Source organism: Streptomyces rimosus subsp. rimosus (assembly GCF_000720725.1).
Lineage (GTDB): Bacteria > Actinomycetota > Actinomycetes > Streptomycetales > Streptomycetaceae > Streptomyces > Streptomyces rimosus_A.
In genome coordinates this window covers 47,363-64,807 of record NZ_JOCQ01000045.1, presented here as the reverse complement: position 1 = coordinate 64,807, position 17,445 = coordinate 47,363, and the positions used below count along the sequence as shown (strand labels likewise).

Annotated in this window: 12 protein-coding genes and 1 pseudogene; 9 read left to right on the top strand and 4 right to left on the bottom strand. The window is 72.1% G+C overall.

What is annotated here, in order from left to right; genetic code table 11:
* The 3 genes and pseudogenes from IH45_RS0123330 to IH45_RS1000000148035 form a co-directional block, all read left to right on the top strand.
* A pseudogene (locus IH45_RS0123330) lies at positions 1 to 426 on the top strand (HEAT repeat domain-containing protein); the annotation flags it as partial.
* Between the two features lie 132 nt (positions 427 to 558).
* The gene (locus IH45_RS0123325) at positions 559 to 1,686 is read left to right on the top strand and encodes a glycosyltransferase family 4 protein (protein WP_030671685.1); all 1,128 of its coding nucleotides are present in this window, start codon (positions 559 to 561) and stop codon (positions 1,684 to 1,686) included.
* Positions 1,683 to 2,984: a glycosyltransferase gene (locus tag IH45_RS1000000148035; RefSeq protein ID WP_107058700.1), complete on the top strand. Its 1,302-nt coding sequence runs from the start codon at positions 1,683 to 1,685 to the stop codon at positions 2,982 to 2,984. Before IH45_RS0123325 ends, IH45_RS1000000148035 begins: the two co-directional genes overlap by 4 nt.
* Here the strand turns inward: IH45_RS1000000148035 and IH45_RS1000000148030 are convergent.
* The 3 genes from IH45_RS1000000148030 to IH45_RS0123305 are packed head-to-tail and all read right to left on the bottom strand — an operon-like array spanning position 2,881 to position 5,328.
* Entirely contained in the window at positions 2,881 to 4,005 is a 1,125-nt protein-coding gene (locus IH45_RS1000000148030) for a bile acid:sodium symporter family protein (protein ID WP_030671681.1), read from the bottom strand. The two genes, IH45_RS1000000148035 and IH45_RS1000000148030, sit on opposite strands and share 104 nt — an antisense overlap.
* Entirely contained in the window at positions 3,998 to 4,450 is a 453-nt protein-coding gene (locus tag IH45_RS01000000144005) for a hypothetical protein (protein WP_032918149.1), read from the bottom strand. The genes IH45_RS1000000148030 and IH45_RS01000000144005 overlap by 8 nt, the downstream gene beginning before the upstream one ends.
* Before the next feature lie 14 nt (positions 4,451 to 4,464).
* Complete coding sequence (locus tag IH45_RS0123305) at positions 4,465 to 5,328, bottom strand: isocitrate lyase/PEP mutase family protein (protein ID WP_030671676.1); 864 nt, start codon at positions 5,326 to 5,328, stop codon at positions 4,465 to 4,467.
* Between the two features lie 333 nt (positions 5,329 to 5,661).
* Between IH45_RS0123305 and IH45_RS0123300 the strand changes: the two genes are divergently transcribed.
* On the top strand, positions 5,662 to 9,291 hold the full coding sequence (locus IH45_RS0123300) for a hydantoinase B/oxoprolinase family protein (protein WP_030671674.1): 3,630 nt from the start codon (positions 5,662 to 5,664) through the stop codon (positions 9,289 to 9,291).
* 150 nt (positions 9,292 to 9,441) lie between these two features.
* Here the strand turns inward: IH45_RS0123300 and IH45_RS0123295 are convergent, their stop codons facing one another.
* On the bottom strand, positions 9,442 to 11,517 hold the full coding sequence (locus tag IH45_RS0123295; protein ID WP_030671670.1) for a glycoside hydrolase family 36 protein: 2,076 nt from the start codon (positions 11,515 to 11,517) through the stop codon (positions 9,442 to 9,444).
* Positions 11,518 to 11,945: 428 nt separating this feature from the next.
* On the opposite strand from IH45_RS0123295, the gene IH45_RS0123290 reads away from it, so the two are divergent.
* The 5 genes from IH45_RS0123290 (at position 11,946) to IH45_RS0123270 (ending at position 17,371) form a co-directional block, all read left to right on the top strand.
* Positions 11,946 to 12,734, top strand: coding sequence for a GntR family transcriptional regulator (locus tag IH45_RS0123290; protein ID WP_030671667.1), 789 nt, complete (start codon positions 11,946 to 11,948; stop codon positions 12,732 to 12,734).
* A gap of 198 nt (positions 12,735 to 12,932) precedes the next feature.
* A complete protein-coding gene (locus IH45_RS0123285; protein WP_030671665.1) occupies positions 12,933 to 14,228 on the top strand; it encodes a D-tagatose-bisphosphate aldolase, class II, non-catalytic subunit in 1,296 nt (431 codons plus the stop codon).
* Entirely contained in the window at positions 14,225 to 15,382 is a 1,158-nt protein-coding gene (locus tag IH45_RS0123280; protein ID WP_030671662.1) for an SIS domain-containing protein, read from the top strand. The genes IH45_RS0123285 and IH45_RS0123280 overlap by 4 nt, the downstream gene beginning before the upstream one ends.
* Before the next feature lie 49 nt (positions 15,383 to 15,431).
* Positions 15,432 to 16,424 (top strand): N-acetylglucosamine kinase, encoded by a 993-nt coding sequence (locus tag IH45_RS0123275; protein ID WP_030671659.1) that lies wholly within the window; start codon positions 15,432 to 15,434, stop codon positions 16,422 to 16,424.
* A complete protein-coding gene (locus IH45_RS0123270) occupies positions 16,421 to 17,371 on the top strand; it encodes a DMT family transporter (protein WP_030671656.1) in 951 nt (316 codons plus the stop codon). The genes IH45_RS0123275 and IH45_RS0123270 overlap by 4 nt, the downstream gene beginning before the upstream one ends.
* Positions 17,372 to 17,445: the final 74 nt, after the last annotated feature.

Genomic DNA, 17,445 nt, shown 5'->3' with positions numbered 1-17,445 from the left:
ATGCTGGCCCGCCGCGGCGGGCGCCCCGACGCCGACCTGGTCCTGGCCGCGCTGCGCCGTACGGTCCGCATGGAGGGCCCGGACGCGGACGGACTGTGGGAGCTGGTCGACGGGGCGGGCCGACTGGGCGTGGCCTGCGCGGCGCCCGTATTGCGCCATATATACCGCGAGACCTCCTCGTCCCACCTCAGAGGCCGCGCCGCTGCCGCGCTGGCCGTCACCGACCCCGGCTTCCCGGCGGGCTTCGCCGTCGAGTGCCTGTGGGACTGCGAGGAGACGACCAGGGAGCTGGCCGCCCGCCACGCGGCGACCGGTGACGACCGGGTCGTGGAGCAGCTGCGCCGGCTGGCCGCCGATCCGGCCGAGGAGGCCGAGGTGCAGACGGCGGTACGGGCCCGGTTCGGGCCGGACGCGCCGGCGGTCTGAGGGGCGCCGCCGGCCCGCGGGGGTGCCGCCGGGGGGCGCCGTCCCGGCGCGGGCGCCAACGCTCATGGGACGTTCCCCGGCTGGACAGATCCACGTGGCCGGGGCCATGCCCGGTGGGCCGACAAAAGGCCTATGCGTGTTGTCATCGTCACCGAGTCCTTCCCGCCCGACGTCAACGGCGTCGCCCACTGCGCCCTGGAAACCGCCCGGCACCTGGTGCGGCGCGGACACGACCTGCTCGTCGTCGCCCCGCTCGGGGCCGACGGGGCGCCGGACGGCGGGCGGGGCGGCCCCTGCCCGGTGGTCCGCGTCCCCTCGGTGCCGCTGCCGGGCTATCCGCAGGTCCGGCTGGCGCTGCCCGGCCGCCGGCTGGCCGCCGCACTGGACGCGCACGGCCCGGACGTCGTGCACCTGGCCAGTCCCTTCGTCCTCGGCGCGCGCGGTATGACGGCCGCCGCGCGGCGCGGCGTGCCCGTCGTCGCCGTCTACCAGACCGATCTCGCCCGCTTCGCCCGCGCCTACCTGGGCACCGGCAGCGCCGCCGCCTGGCGGCGCCTGCGGGCCGTGCACGCCGCCGCCGACCGCACCCTGGCGCCGTCCAGCTCCGCCCTGCACGACCTCGCCGCGCATGACGTACCCAGGCTGCGGCTGTGGCCGCGCGGTGTGGACTCCGCGCGCTTCCACCCCGCCCGGCGCGACGAGGTGCTGCGCAGTTCGCTCGCCGCGGGCCGGGACCTGCTGGTCGGGTACGTCGGGCGGCTCGCGCCGGAGAAGGAGGTGCGCCTGCTGGCCCCGGTCTCGCGGCTGCCCGGCGTACGGACCGTGGTGATCGGGGACGGGCCCAGCGCCCCCGGCCTGCGCACCGCCCTGCCCGGCGTGCGCTTCCTCGGGCGCCGCACCGGCGACGAGCTGGCCCGCCTCATGGCGTCGCTGGACATCTTTGTCCATACCGGTCGTTACGACACCTTCTGTCAGACCCTCCAGGAGGCGATGGCGGCCGGGGTGCCCGTCGTGGCCCCGGCCGCGGGCGGCCCGCTGGACCTCGTCGAGCACGGCCGCACGGGCCTGCTGGTGCCGCCGGGCGACGGGGAGGCGGTGCGGGACGCCGTCGAGCGGCTGGCCGGGAATCCGGCCGCCCGCGCTCGGCTGGGCGCGGCCGGCCGTGCGGCGGTCGAGCACCGCACATGGGACGTGGTCGGTGACGAGTTGCTGGGCCACTACGAGGACGTGCTCACGCGCCGGACGGCGGTGACCGTATGACGGCGCGGCCGGGCACCTCCGCGATCCACGTCCCCGACCAGGCCCAGTACACCGGCGCCGGGCTGCGCATCGTACGGCTCGCGAACTTCGTGACCCCGGAGTCGGGCGGGCTGCGCACCGCTCTGCGCGCCCTGGGCGCCGGGTACCGCGCCGCGGGCCACGAACCGGTCCTGATCGTCCCCGGCCCTTGCGTACGCGACGAGAGCACCGACCACGGCCGCGTGATCACCCTGCCCGGCCCGGTCCTGCCCGGGACGGGCGGCTACCGCGTGCTGGCCGACCGGCGCCGCGTACGGCGCGTCCTGGAGGCGCTGGCCCCCGACCGCCTGGAGGTCTCGGACCGTACGACGCTGCGGTGGACCGGCGAGTGGGCGCGGCGGGCCCGTGTCCCGGCGGTGATGGTGTCCCACGAGAGTGTGGACGGGGTGCTGCGGGCCTGGGGCGTGCCGCGCGGACCGGCGCGCTCCGCCGCCGACCGGGCCAACCGCCGGACCGCGCACGCGTACAGCCGGGTGGTCTGCACGACGGAGTGGGCGGCGGCCGAGTTCACCCGGCTCGGCGCGCGCAACGTCGTACGTGCCCCGCTCGGCGTGGACCTGACGAAACGTCACCCAGGCCTGCGCAGCTCGCAGTTGCGGCGGCGATGCGCGGGCGGTGCCGATGTGCTCCTGCTGCTGTGCTCGCGGCTCTCGCCGGAGAAGCGGCCGGGACGCGCGCTGGAGGCCCTGGCGGAGCTGCGGTGGCGGGGTGTGGACGCGGCGCTGGTGGTGGCCGGGGACGGGCCGCTGCGGCCCCGTCTGGCCGCCCGCGCACGGGCCGAGCGGCTGCCCGTGGTGTTCCTCGGGCACCTCGCCGATCCGGCCGAGCTCGCCGCCCTCCAGGCCGCCGCGGACGTGGCGCTGGCGCCCGGACCGGCGGAAACGTTCGGCCTGGCGGCGTTGGAGGCACTGGCATGCGGCACCCCGGTCGTCGCCGGCGCCGCGTCGGCCCTCGCCGGCCTGGTCGGGCCCGGCGGCGACACCGCGCTCGACGACGGCGCTTCGTACGCCGACGCGGTGCTGCGCGTCCTCGCCCGGCCCGAGGCGCACCGCCGGGCGGCGGCCCGGCAGCGCGCCGAGGGGTACGGCTGGCAGCCCGCGGTCGCGGCCTTCCTCGCGGCGCACGACGCGGCGGCGGAGCCCGTGCCGCCCGCCGTCAGCCCGGTGATTCCTCCGGGCCGGCCGGACGGAGCGGAAGCCGCGGGGACGGTTCCGGTACGGCCGGGTCCGCCGGCCGTCGGGCCCAGCGGGCGGCGATGAACGCGCAGACCGTCAGCTGGAGTTGGTGGTAGAGCATCAGCGGCAGGACGACCAGGCCCGCCGCGCCGCCGAACAGCACCGCCGCCATGGGCAGTCCGGTGGCCAGGCTCTTGTTCGAGCCGCAGAAGACGATGGTGATCCGGTCCTCCCGGCAGAACCCCAGCCGGCGCGCGGCGAACGAGGTCGTGACGAGCGCCGTGCCCAGCAGGCCCGCCGCCAGGAGCAGCAGGGCCAGCAGCCGGGCGGGTGTGACCTGGTGCCAGATGCCCTGGACCATGCCCTTGCTGAACGCGGTGTAGACGACGAGCAGGATCGAGGCGCGGTCCAGGAGACCGAGCGGTTTGCGGTGCCGGGCGAGGAAGCCGCCAACCCAGCAGCGCAGCACCTGCCCGGCGGCGAACGGCAGCAGGAGCTGGGTGGCGATCGAGACCAGCCCGGCCGCCGAGAAGCTGAGGGCGGAGCCGATCAGCCAGGCCGCGAGCAGCGGGGTGGCAGCCATCCCGGCCAGGCTGGAGTACGTGCCGGCGCAGATGGCGGCCGGGACGTTGCCCCGGGCCGTGGAGGTCAGGGCGATCGAGGACTGGACAGTGGAAGGGACCACGCACAGGAAGAGCAGCCCCACGTACAGCCGGTCGGTGAGGAGGAACGGGACGAGGCCGCCGGCCGCCAGGCCGAGCAGCGGGAACAGGACGAAGGTGCTCGCCCCGGTCAGCAGGTGCAGCCGCCACTGCCGCAGCCCGCGCACCGCCTCCCGGGTGGACAGCCGCGCCCCGTAGAGGAAGAACAGGAGCCCGATGGCGAGGTCGGCGGCGGCCCCGGCGGCCTCGGCGCCCCGTCCGGTCGCGGGCAGCAGGGTGGCGAGCAGGACCGTCCCGAGGAGGGCGGCGACGTACGGGTCGGCCGCGCGCCGCAGCCGGTCCGCCCGCCTCGGTCGGTGCGTCCGCCTCGGCCGGCCCGCCCGCTCCGTCCGGGCCGCCCGTTTCAGGCGGCCCGGACGGGAGTCCCCCGCCGTCTCACTCATCGTCACCGGTCTGCCAGGGCGGGTGCCCGACGCGCGCCGGGTCGGCGCCGGGGCCGTTCGCGTCCCGGGTCCGTACGTCGATGGCGCCGCCGCCACCGTCGTGGTCGCTGCCCGCCGTGCCCTTGCCGGCGAGCAGGGTGTTGAGCGTCCGGTCGACCTCCAGCCAGGAGTCCGCCGAGGAGTTGTCGATCACCAGCAGGCCGACGGACGTGCTGCCGCGGGGCGGCGCCGGCGGTTCTTCCTGGCTGTCGGAGGACGCGCACGGCTGGGGTGTGTGCGGCGGGAGCGGTGGGGACTGCGGGGCGGCCTGGGCGGCGGCGCCGCCCCACAGCACGCCCGTGACCACCGCGACGGCGACGGCCGGTGTGGACGGGCGCGCGGCCCGGGACCGCTGCACACGGTCCCGGAGCCGCCCGGCGCCGCCCCGAGAGGGGTTCGGTGCCATACGAGAGCCTCGTCTCAGATGGGAGCCGGTTCGCGGGGTGCCCGCCGCCTGCTGATGTTGCGCTCCAACAGCTCGGTGGCCGCCCTCAGTTCGACGCTGCCGCCGCTGCCCGTGTCGGGCAGCCGCCCGTCGGCCGCCTTGAGGTCGGCCAGCGCGCCGTCGACGGCGCCGTGCGCGGCGAACAGGCACGGGGTGCTGTAGATCGCCACGTCCACGCCGAGTTCGGTCAGTTCGGTGAGCGAGAGGCGGGGGGATTTGCCGCCCGCGATCTGGTTGAACAGCAGGGGTTTGCCGCCCACCACGGACCGGATCCGTTCGATCCACGCCACGCTGCGCACCCCGTCCACGAGGACCACGTCCGCGTCGGTCTCGGCGAGCGCCGCCGCCCGCCGGACGATCTCCGCCTCCTCCGTGGCGTCCGTACGCGCCACCACGACCAGGTCCTTGCGGCTGGCGAGCACCATGTTCAGTTTGTCGAGGTAGTCCTCCAGGGGGAGGATCAGCTTGCCTTCGGCGTGACCGCACCGGCGCGGTCTGCGCTGGTCCTCCAGGATCACTCCGGAGGCGCCGCAGCGCTCCAGGCGCTGGACGACGTGACAGGCGACCTCGTGGTCCACGTAGCCGTCGTCGATGTCCACGAGCAGGTGGTGGGCCGGAAAGGCCAGGCGCAGCCGTTCCACGAACTGCACCATGTCCGGCCAGGCGATGAACCCGATGTCGGGCAGGCCGTAATGGGACGCGGCGAAGCCGAATCCGGAGACGAACATCCCGTCGTAGTGCTGTGCCGCGATGGAAGCCGAATACATGTCGTAGATGCCGATGAGCGGTGTCGTACGAGGCGATCGGACCGCCTCGCGCAGAGCGCTGCCGTACTGCATGCTTCTCCCGCCTCCCGGACTCGCCGGTCGCGAGCCGTTGGGGTGTCGTGGGATCGACGGTCCCAGGAAACCAAGAGCTAGTAAAAGGATTCCGGGCAGCAGCACTCTTTTGAGGAATCACCGCAGGTCAGAGAGGTAATTATGGAATTAGTACGGAATGATGGAAACACCGTCGAAGTGACGTTTCCGCGGATGGTCAAGGGGGCGTAAAGGCGATGAAGTGAATTGCGCCGGGGTCCCCACCGGGGCCGGGGCCCGCCGCGTCGGTCCGGGCCGGGCGCGCGGCCGGGCGGAAATCGCCGGTCCCGCCAAGTCCGCTGCCACAATGGCGGTATGACAGGTCGTTGGGAGTTCTGGATCGACCGGGGCGGCACGTTCACGGATGTGGTGGGCCGGCGGCCCGACGGAAGACTGGTCACCGGCAAACTGCTTTCGCACCGCCCGGGCGCCGACGAGGACGCCGCCGTGGCGGGCATCCGGATGATGCTGGGCCTGGCGCCCGGCGCACCGGTCCCCGCCGAGCGGATCGCCGTGGTCAAGATGGGTACGACCGTGGCGACCAACGCCCTGCTGGAGCGCACGGGCGAGCCGACCGTGCTGGTGACCACCGAGGGCTTCCGGGACGCGCTGCGCATCGCCTACCAGAACCGGCCGCGGATCTTCGACCGGCGCATCGTGCTGCCCGGGGCGCTGTACGAGCGGGTGATCGAGGTCCCGGAGCGGGTGGACGCGCGGGGCGCTGTGGTGCGGCCGCTGGAGACGGACGCGGTGCGGGCGGCGCTGGCCCGGGCGTACGCGGACGGGCTGCGCAGCGCGGCGGTGGTGCTCATGCACGGCTACCGCCACGCGGATCACGAGAAGGCCGTGGCCGCCCTCGCGAAGGAGGCGGGCTTCACGCAGGTCAGCTGCTCCCATGAGGTCAGCCCGCTGATGAAGCTGGTGCCGCGCGGCGACACCACGGTGGTGGACGCCTATCTCTCGCCGATCCTCGGCCGGTACGTGGACGACATCGCGGGCCAACTGCCGGGCGTACGGCTGATGTTCATGCAGTCCAACGGCGGGCTGCGGGAGGCCGCGCACTTCCGCGGCAAGGACGCGGTGCTGTCCGGGCCCGCGGGCGGCGTGGTCGGCATGGCCCGCTCCTCCGCCGAGGCGGACGACGGCTACGACCGGGTGATCGGCTTCGACATGGGCGGCACCTCCACCGACGTCTCGCACTACGCGGGCTCCTTCGAGCGGATCTTCGGCAGCGAGGTCGCGGGCGTACGGATGCGGGCGCCCATGATGAACATCCACACCGTCGCGGCGGGCGGCGGCTCCGTACTGCACTTCGACGGACGGCGCTACCGGGTGGGCCCCGACTCGGCCGGCGCGGTGCCGGGACCCGCCTGCTACCGGCGCGGCGGCCCGCTGACCGTCACCGACGCCAACGTGATGCTCGGCCGCGTCCAGCCCGCCCATTTCCCCGCGGTGTTCGGCCCGGACGGCGACCGGCCGCTGGACGACGCGACGGTACGGGAGCGTTTCGTCCGGCTGGCCGAGGAGGCGGCCGAGGCCACCGGCGACCGGCGCGGCCCCGAGGAAGTCGCGGCCGGCTTCCTGGACATTGCCGTGCTGAACATGGCCAACGCGGTCAAGAAGATCTCCGTACAGCGCGGTTACGACGTCACGCGCTACGTCCTCACCAGCTTCGGCGGCGCGGGCGGCCAGCACGCCTGCGCGGTCGCCGACGCACTGGGCATCGGCACGGTCGTCGTACCGCCGCTGGCCGGTGTGCTGTCCGCGTACGGCATCGGGGTCGCCGACGCGACGGCGATGCGCGAGCAGGCCGTCGAGGTGGAGATCGACCCGGAGTCGGACGCCGGGGCCGTCGCGGAGGTGCACGGTGTGTGCGACCTGCTCGCCGGCCGCACACACCGCGACCTGCTCGCCGACGGCGTGCCGGAGGAGAGCATCACCACCCGGGCCCGCGTCATGCTGCGCTACGCGGGCACGGACTCCGCCCTCGCCGTGGCGCTGGACACGCCGCGGGCGATGGCCGCGGAGTTCGTCGAGGCGCACCGCGCGCGCTACGCCTTCACGATGGACAAGCCGCTGATCGCCGAGGCGGTCTCGGTCGAGGCGGTGGGCGCGCCGGGCGGCACGGCCGGGCACGAGCTGCCGACGGGGGAGCGGGCCGGGGAGCTGGCACCGGTCGCGCGGGTCCGGATGTTCGCGCAGGGGCGCTGGCAGGACACCGCGCTGTACACCCGCGACGACCTGCGCCCCGGCGATACGCTCACCGGTCCCGCGATCATCGCCGAGGACGACGCGACGACGGTCCTCGACCCGGGCTGGCAGGCGCGCGCCGGGGAGCGCGGCCACCTGCTGCTGACCCGGGCCCGGCCGCGCGCGGGCGGCGCGGCGGTCGGCACCGACGCCGACCCGGTCATGCTGGAGGTCTTCAACAGCCTCTTCATGGCCATCGCCGAGCAGATGGGCGTGCGCCTGGAGAACACCGCCCACTCGGTCAACATCAAGGAGCGGCTGGACTTCTCCTGTGCCCTTTTCGACCACGAGGGCAACCTCATCGCCAACGCCCCGCACATTCCCGTGCATCTCGGGTCGATGGGGGAGTCCATCAAGGAGGTGCTGAAGCGGCGGCGCGGCGCCGGTGACATGCGGCCGGGTGATGTGTACGCGGTCAACGACCCGTACCACGGCGGTACGCACCTGCCGGACGTCACCGTCGTCACCCCGGTTTTCGACGACGCCGGGCGGGAGCTGCTGTTCCTGGTCGCCTCGCGCGGCCACCACGCCGAGATCGGCGGCATCACCCCGGGCTCCATGCCCGCCTTCAGCCGCACCATCCAGGAGGAGGGCGTCCTCTTCGACAACTGGCTGCTGGTACGGGACGGGACGCTGCGCGAGGAGGAGACGCGCGCCCTGCTCGCCGCCGGGCCGTACCCCTCGCGGGCCCCGGACGCCAACATCGCCGACCTGCGCGCCCAGATCGCCGCCAACGAGAAGGGCATCCGCGAGCTGCGCAAGATGATCGCCGAGTTCGGGCTGGACGTGGTGCGCGCCTACATGGGGCACGTCCAGGACAACGCCGAGGAATCGGTGCGCCGCATCATCGCGCGCCTGGAGGACGGCGCGTACCGCTACGAGACGGACGGCGGCGCGGTGATCCAGGTCGCGCTCACCGTGGACCGGGAAGCGCGCAGCGCGGTGCTGGACTTCGCCGGGACCTCGCCGCAGCTGCCCGGAAACGCCAACGCGCCCAGCTCGGTGGTGATGGCCGCGGTGCTCTATGTCTTCCGCACGCTCGTCGCCGAGGACATCCCGCTCAACAGCGGCTGCCTGAAGCCGGTGGAGGTCCGCATCCCGCCCGGCTCGATGCTGGCGCCCGCATTCCCCGCGGCCACCGTCGCGGGCAACGTGGAGACCTCGCAGGCGGTCACCGGCGCGCTCTACGCCGCGCTGGGCGTACAGGCCGAGGGCTCGGGCACGATGAACAACCTCACCTTCGGCAACGACCGCGTGCAGTACTACGAGACGGTCGCCAGCGGCTCGGGCGCGGGCGACGGCTTCGACGGCGCGGACGCCGTGCAGACCCACATGACCAACTCCCGGCTGACCGACCCCGAGGTGCTGGAGTGGCGCTACCCCGTACGGGTCGAGAGCTTCGCCGTACGGGAGGACAGCGGCGGACGCGGGCGCTGGCGCGGCGGCAGGGGCGCCGAACGGCGGCTGCGATTCCTGGAGCCGGTCACGGTGGCGCTGCTGACCGGCCACCGGCGGGTGCCGCCGTACGGCATGGCGGGCGGCGGACCGGGCGCGACCGGCGCCAATCTGGTCCGCAGGGCGGACGGCACGGAGGAAGCGCTCCAGGGGTGCGACGTGGCGGAGATCGACGCCGGGGACGTACTGGTGATCCGGACGCCGGGGGGTGGAGGGTACGGGGAGCCGGACGTCTCCTAGTACTGCTTCGTTACCAGGGCACTCGATGGTCTGCCGCGGCTCAGGTAGTCGGACGCCGTACAGGTGGAGAAGCGGGGGCCCGGCAAGCCTGTGGCGCGCCACTCGCATGGTCAGGAGTGTTGCCCCGGCCGCCCGGCCCCCTCCGGCTGATCAGCCGATGGGCTCGGCCACGATGAGCTGGAACCGCTCGAAGGACAGCTTCACGGTGTTGTGCTGAGCAGTGGCGGTGCCGAGTGACTTGCCGGTGAACGGGTCGGTCAGGCGGTACCGCGTGCGGCCCAGACCGCGCAGCTCGACCGTCCCGTCCCACTTGTCGGCGTAGAAGGCGTAGTGGAGGGTGCGCTTCTTGGCCACGACATGCGCCTCGGGCTTGTCGAAGCCGATGTCGTACAGCTCACCGCGGTACTCGCCGGTGGACAGCATGTTCTTCTCGTACAGGGACACCCACTTGCGCCAGAGGACCTCCTTCTCCGGGGTGAGGTCGGTCGCCTTGTCCGGGGCTCCGGTTCCGGGGAGGGTGAACTTGGTCGACAGGACGGCTCCGATGCCGTAGGAGGACGCGAAGTCGTTCCCGCCGTCGCTCAGTTCGACGTGGTCGCCGGCGTAGCTGCTGCCCGCGCCCATCAGCGCCTTCATCGACTTGCCCTTGCTCCGGACCTGGTAGGAGGACTCCGGGTCCGAGCTGGGGTACTGGTCGACGTAGGGCAGGTTGTGGAAGGCGAAGGCGGTGCCGCAGGGGCAGAGCTCGACGAGGGCGTCGGGGTTCGCCTCGTGCGCGGCTTCGTGGATCGCCTTCCAGAACAGGGCCACGCCCTCGGTGGATTCCTCGGGGCGGGCGTGCCGGTGCTTCGGGTTGTAGCAGGGCGCGACGCTGTTGAGGTGCTGGCCGTCGATCTTGAGCCCCTCGTAACCCCAGTCGCCGATGAACCTCTTCGCCTGCTCGACGAAGTAGTCCACCGTCGGCCGGTAGGCCGGACAGAGGGTGTAGGCGTCCCACCAGGTGACGTCCTGCTTGTTGCCGTCGCGGTCCAGCAGCAGCATGTCGGGCCGGTCCCGGAACAGGTTGCTGTCGGGGTCCGCCGCCAGCGGGGCCCACCACAGGCGTGGCCGCAGACCGGCGTCCCGTATCTTCTTGGTGAAGGCCCGCATGTCCGCTTCGCCGCGCGGGAACTTCGCCGTGTTGATGTCCCAGTCGCCCTCGTTGGTCTGCCAGCCGTCGTCGAGCGCGGCCCAGCGCAGGCCGACCTCGTGCGCCTTCGGCAGTGCTGCGGTGACCTGCTCGGTGGCGAAGCCGCGCTCGTAGCCCCAGGCACACCAGATGGGCTCGAAGGCCGAGGCGGGGACCTTGGGGGCGCGCTGGCCGATGTCGCTCATGTAGTCGCGGTACCGCTGGAGCGGCACGAAGTGGTCGCCCGGGAGGGCGGTCAGAAACGTGGTGTCGGTGCTGAGCCGGCGGCCCGGCCTCAGGGTGCGGGCGGTGTCGTCCTGGATGGCGATGCTCGCTCCGGCGTCCGTCTTGCGGACCGGCATGCGCAGGACCGTCGCCACGGGCTCGACATGTCCGACGGAGAGGCCCGCGCCCCGGCGCCAGACGGTCGCCAGCGGGGTGCCGCCGCCGTAGTCGGAGGAGTCCATCCCCAGCGAGTTCTCCTGGACATAGCCGTCCTTCACCGGCATCACCCAGTCGCGGCGGTCCGTGTACGTGGTACCGGAGAAGGTGTAGAAGCCGCCGGGAGCCTCCAGGAGTTCGTGGGCTCCGTTGCGCCACCCGGTCACCTTCAGCGCGGTGGAGGACCTGTTGGTGTAGGTCACCTTCATCACGATCATGCCGGTAAGACGCTCGAAGGAGGTCAGCACGACCGTCTTCTGTACGCCTTCCCTGGACGTGCCCTCGATCGTCACCCGGACGCCCGCGCCGTGGCGGGGGTGCCGGGTGCCGTGGGTCCGGTGCCCGCGGTAGGCGAACGCCTCGATGGCCTTACCGCCCACCAGCAGGGCTTCGCCGGCGTCGAAGCGGGTGAGGCCGACGCCCTTGAGCGCCACCCGGCTGCGCAGTTGGTCGTCGAACTCCAGGGTGATGGAGGTGTCGCCGACTCCGACGAGGTCAGGATCCGAGTTCGGTGCGGCGGCCGCGGGTGAGGCGCCCATGGCCACGGCGGGGAAGGCGGCCAGGCCGGCACCCCCCAGCGCCACCTTCAGTACGCTTCGCCGGTTCATGTCCGTCATGTCGAACTCTCTTTCGGTCGTGCGTGCCCGACTGGGGCAGCCGCCTTTTGTCCGTCGTCGTGGATCGTCAGAGTCGAGCCGCACGCTCGCGACGAAGCGACCGTCCGTAAGGCTGGTCGATGCCTGGTCTACTACCGGTTTTGCAGAGGGTCGGCTGGGGTCGGGGGACGGCGTATCGCCCGAACGGGCATCCCAGTGCGAGGTCGCCTCCGGCGGTAGCGGGCGGGCATCCTCGGTGAGCTGCGACAACGCTGCCTGGATCACCGGCGGGTGCCCGAGGCGCGGCGAAACGGAAGGTTGCTCACGGGCGACTTCTTCATCATCGGGTGGCCTGCTTCGAGAACGTAAGTGGTATTCGAGTGGCATGTCAACGGGCGGGCCTCCTGGACAAGGATTGGCGCCGTCGATCGGATTGGTATGCTTCTGGTATGGCAGATGCGAAAACGTCAATGCCCAGAGGCCTGTTCGGGGACGACGTCCTCCCGCTGTACGAGCGCACAGCCACGCAGTTGCTCGACGACCTGCGCGCCGCCGGCGCCCGCCGCGGTGACCGGCTGCCCTCCGAGCGGGCTCTGGTCGACCGGTACGCCGTGTCGCGCGTGACGCTGCGAGCGGCCCTTGCGCAATTGGAATCGCGCGGCATCGTGCGGCCGTCATCGTCGCGCGGGTGGTTCGTCGCCGAGCTCGGTCTTCTCCCCGAGGCGACGACGACGGCCACCTCGGCGGCCCCGCAGGTCCAGGGGTTCGCCGACTATGCGCAGGCCAACGGCTTGACGACGGCCGGCAAGGTGCTCTCCGCCACCGTTCGCCCGGCCACGGTGTCCGAGGCCGAGCAGCTCCGGATCGCTCCGGGCGCCGACCTCTTCGACCTCCATCGACTGCGCTTCCTCGACGGTCTGCTCGTCGTGCTTGAGCACAACCGGCTTCCGTTGGCGCCCTGCCCCGCCCTGGCCGAGACCGACTTCAACACGGCCTCGCTCTACGCCACCCTGCGCGCCGCCGACCCGCCGCAGCTGCCCCGCATCGCCGACTATTCGGTCGAGGCCCGCCACCCGACGCCACGGGAGATCGAGCTGTTCGAGATCGGGGAGACCATGCCGATGCTCGTCGCGACCCAGCTGACGTCGAATCAGGAATCACGCCCGATCGAACTGACCGTCCAGGTCTACCGGGGGGACCGCTACCGGTTCCGGGCCTCCATCACCAATCAGACGTAAACGGTGACCAGCCAGATTTGAGCGATCGCCGACCGGACTTGGAGGGTCGCCGCGGATCTGCCGGTTCGGCTATGCAATACCAGTTGCATACCAGAATAAGACTATTGACGACCCCAAATAAGACCAGTACCGTCCGGCGTGAGCCGCAGGCCGTGACGGCGGATCGGCTTGAGATACACGTTGAGTAAGGGGTTGGCAATGCAGAGCCCGTTGAGCGAGGTGGTCCGGCGTCAGAAGGCCGGACAGCCGCAGGGCATCACCTCGGTGTGTTCGGCTCATCCGCTGGTCATCGAGGCGGCCGTGGTGCAGGCACGGGAGACCGGCGGTCATGTACTGGTGGAGGCGACCTCGAACCAGGTCGACCAGTACGGCGGTTACACGGGCATGCGGCCCGCGGACTTCCGCGACCTCGTGTACGGCATCGCCGCCGAAAGCGGTCTGCCACTGGACCGCGTGATTCTCGGCGGCGACCACCTCGGACCGAACCGGTGGCAGTCCCTGACGCCCGACGAGGCGATGGAGCGGGCCGACGCCCTGGTCGCCGCCTACGTGGCGGCGGACTTCACCAAGATCCACCTGGACTGCAGCTTCGCCTGCGCCGATGACCCCGTACCGCTGACCGACGACGTGGTCGCCGAACGCGCCGCACGGCTGATCCGGGTGGCCGAGGAGACGGCCGGCCCCGAGCGGGCCGAGCGGATCCGGTACGTGATCGGTACCGAGGTGCCCACACCCGGCGGCGCGCACGAGACGCTCGACGCGCTCCTCCCGACCACGCCCGAGGCGGCGCGCACCACTCTGGAGCAGCACCGCAAGGCGTTCGCCCAGCACGGCATCGACGAGGTCTGGCCGCGCGTCATGGCCCTCGTGGTCCAGCCGGCCGTCGAGTTCGACCATGTGCAGGTCGTCGACTACCGGCGCGAGCTGACCGAGGAGCTGCGCAAGGTCCTCGACGACGAGCCCACCATGGTCTACGAGGCCCACTCGACCGACTACCAGACCGCCGAGGCGCTCACCGCGCTGGTCGAGGACCACTGGGCGGTCCTCAAGGTGGGCCCCGGACTGACCTTCGCCCTGCGCGAGGCGCTGTTCGCCCTCGCCGCGATCGAGGACGAGCTGGTCCCGGCCGCCGAGCGGTCACACCTTCCCGAGGTCGTCGAGGAGCGGATGCTCGCCGAGCCCGCCAAGTGGGAGGGCTACCACCCGGGCAGCGCTGCCGAGCAGCGCCTCGCACGCCGCTACAGCTACAGCGACCGGATGCGTTACTACTGGCCCGACCCTGAGATCGAAAAGGCCCAGGCCCGGCTGATGGACAACCTCTCGGCCGTGGACATCCCCCTGCCGCTGCTCAGCGCCCACCTCCCGGTCCAGTACGCCCGCGTCCGCCACGGCGAGCTCGCCGCCCGGCCGCGCGACCTGGCCGTGGACCACGTCCGCGACGTTCTGCGCGACTACGACCGCGCCTCCCACCCCCACCTGATGGAGCACGTGTGACCACGCCCTCCGGCACCCCGTCCCTGGACGACGGCGCCGCCCACACCGTCCGCGAGATCGCCCAGCAGCCCGCCCTGTGGCGGGAGGTCGACCGGATCGTCGCGGCCTCCAGGGAGTCGCTGGACGCCTTCGTGCGTCCGCTCGTCGCCCGCGGTGACCTGCGCGTCGTACTCACCGGTGCCGGCACCTCAGCGTTCGCCGGCCAGGTGCTCCAGCCCGCCCTGGCCCGGCGCCTGGGACGCCGCGTCGACGCGGTCCCCACCACGGACCTCGTCGCCGATCCCCGCGGCGCTCTCGCCGAGGACGTTCCCACGCTGCTGGTTTCCTTCGCGCGCTCGGGTGACAGCCCGGAGTCCGTGGCCGCCACCGCCCTGGCCGACCAGGTCCTCTCCGAGGTGCACCACCTCGTGATCACCTGCAACGAGCAGGGCCGCCTGGCCCGCGAGCACGCGAAGCTGCCGAAGTCCCACGTGCTGCTGATGCCGGCCGCGTCCAACGACCGTGGTTTCGCCATGACGTCGAGCTTCACGTGCATGACGCTCGCGGCACTGCTCGCCCTCGGCGGCAGCGCCTACGACGGGGTCGCCGAACGCCTGGCCGAGGCGGCCGAGTCGATCTGCGAGAGCGACGCCGTGGACCGCACCGTCGGCGCCCTCGTGGACCGCGTGCCCGAGCGCATCGTCTTCCTGGGCAGCGGCCCGCTGAAGGGCCTCGCCGAGGAGTCGGCGCTGAAGGTGCTCGAACTCACCGGTGGGAGGCTCATGGCCGTCTCGGAGACCTCGCTGGGATTCCGGCACGGTCCCAAGGCGGTGCTCAACGACCGTTCGGCCGTCGTGGTGTACATGTCGAACGACCCCTACACCCGCAAGTACGACCAGGACATCTCCGCGGAGCTGCGCGGAAATCTTCCCGCCGGCAGCGTCGTCACGGTCTCCGCGGGCCCCGTCACGGAAGCGGACGGCAACGACGCCTGGCCGCTGCCGGGTCTCGACGGCGTCGAGGACGTCGCCCTGGCGCTGTCCGCTGTGGTGTACGCCCAGCTCATCGCCCTGCGCGCCTCCCAGGCCCGGGGCCTGCGGGCCGACAACCCGTTCCCCTCGGGTGAGGTCAACCGCGTCGTGCAGGGCGTGACCCTGCACTCCTTGCACAACTGATCAAAGGCATCAACGGCGCGGATCCACGGCGCCTGACGGAGGTACAACGATGTTCCTAGGTGTCGACGGTGGCGGTACGAAAACCGCCTTCTGCCTGGTCGACCGAGGCGGACAAGTCGTGGCGCGAGCGCAGGCGGCAAGTTCGTACTACTTCTCCCACGGCATCGAGCTCGTCGAGCGTGTGCTGGGGGAAGGCGTCGACGCCGTCTGTGCGGCGGCCGGGCTGACCCCCGCCGGCATCGAGTACGCCTTTTTCGGCCTGCCCGGTTACGGGGAGGCGGCCCGCGATCTGCCCGTCCTGAACGCGACCCCGCGGGCCGTGCTCGGACACGACCGCTACGCCTGCGACAACGACATGGTCTGCGGCTGGGCCGGTTCACTGGGCGCGGTCGACGGCATCAACGTCATCAGCGGCACCGGCTCCATGACCTACGGCGAGCGGCTGGGCCGGGGCGTGCGCGTCGGTGGCTGGAGCGAGATGTTCGGCGATGAGGGATCGGCGCACTGGATCGCGGTCCGCGGCCTCAACGCCTTCACGCGGATGAGCGACGGACGGCTCCCCGAGGGCCCCCTGGCCGAGGTGTTCCGGCGCCACCTGGATCTCGCGTCCGACCTCGACGTGATCGACGTCGTCCATACCCAGTGGCAGGGCGACCGCGGCCGGATTGCCGCGCTCAGCCGCTCGGTGGCCGAGGCGGCCGGTCTGGGCGACGAGACCGCCTCGGCGATCCTCGCCGAGGCCGGCCGGGAACTCGCCCTGCTCGTCGACGTCACCCGCGAGCGGCTGGAGTTCGGCCCGGACGAGACCGTACCGGTCTCCTACTCGGGCGGCACCTTCGGCGCGGACGCGGTTCTGGAGGCGTTCGCCACCGGACTGAAGAGTCGTTTCACCCACTACGACCTGCGACATCCTCTGTACGAGCCCGTCGTAGGTGCCGCCCTGTACGCGGCAAAAATCGCCGGAACCCCGCTCGACCGGTCCGCGCTCGACGCGCTGCGCATGGCCTCCGGGATCTCTGCCTCAAGAGAGGAAGACCGATGAACAGAGGCACGAAGAGCTGGATTCTGTACGCGTCACTGCTGGTCCTGTTCTGGGGTGTGTGGGGCGCCTTCTCCAGCGAGCCGAACAGCAGGTACGACTACCCCAACGAGATGATCTACATCATCTGGGCCTTCACGATGCTCATACCCGCGTACTTCGCGCTGCGCGGCAACACGTTCGACCGCCGGCCGATCGCCGCCGTGTACGGACTGATCGCGGGACTGACCGGCGCCGGCGGCCAACTCCTGCTGTTCCACGCGCTCGCCAACGGCCCGGCGTACCTGATCTTCCCCCTGGTGTCGCTCTCCCCGGTGGTCACCGTCGTCATGGCGATGGCGCTGCTGCGGGAGCGGATCAACCGGCTCGCCCTGGTGGGTGTCGTCGCGGCGCTGGCGGCGATCGTGCTGCTCAGCATTCCCAGCGGCCAGGACGACTCGAACGCGCACGGCCCGTGGCTGCTGATGGCCATCCTGGTCTGTGTCGCCTGGGGCGTGCAGGCGTTCTGCATGCGCAAGGCCGCGGTGGTCGGGGTCAACGACGCGACGACCTTCGGCTGGATGACCATCAGCGGACTGCTGCTGGTTCCGGTGGCGTTCGTGACGATGGGCGATTTCCCGTCCGACGCTCCGTGGCAGGCGCCGGCACTCACCGCGGTGACGCAGGTCCTCAACGCGGTCGGCGCGTTGTTCCTGGTCATGGCGTTCAGCCGGGGCAAGGCCACGGTCGTCGCCCCCGTCACCAACGCGCTGGCCCCGGTGCTGACCATCGTGCTGTCCCTGGCGGTCTACCGGACGCTCCCGAACGTGTGGGGCGCCCTCGGCATCGTGCTGGCCCTCGCGGGCTCGACCCTGATGGTCTACAGCGACGAGAAGAGCGGCGAGAACTCCGTGGCCCCGGGCGCGGCGGACGACGGTGCGGACGTGCGTCCGGTCCCGCAGAAGTCCTGATCGCCCGCATATCCGTACCGGCCGAACCACGTAGCGGTACCGGCCGAACTACGTAGCGGCACCGGCCGAACCAC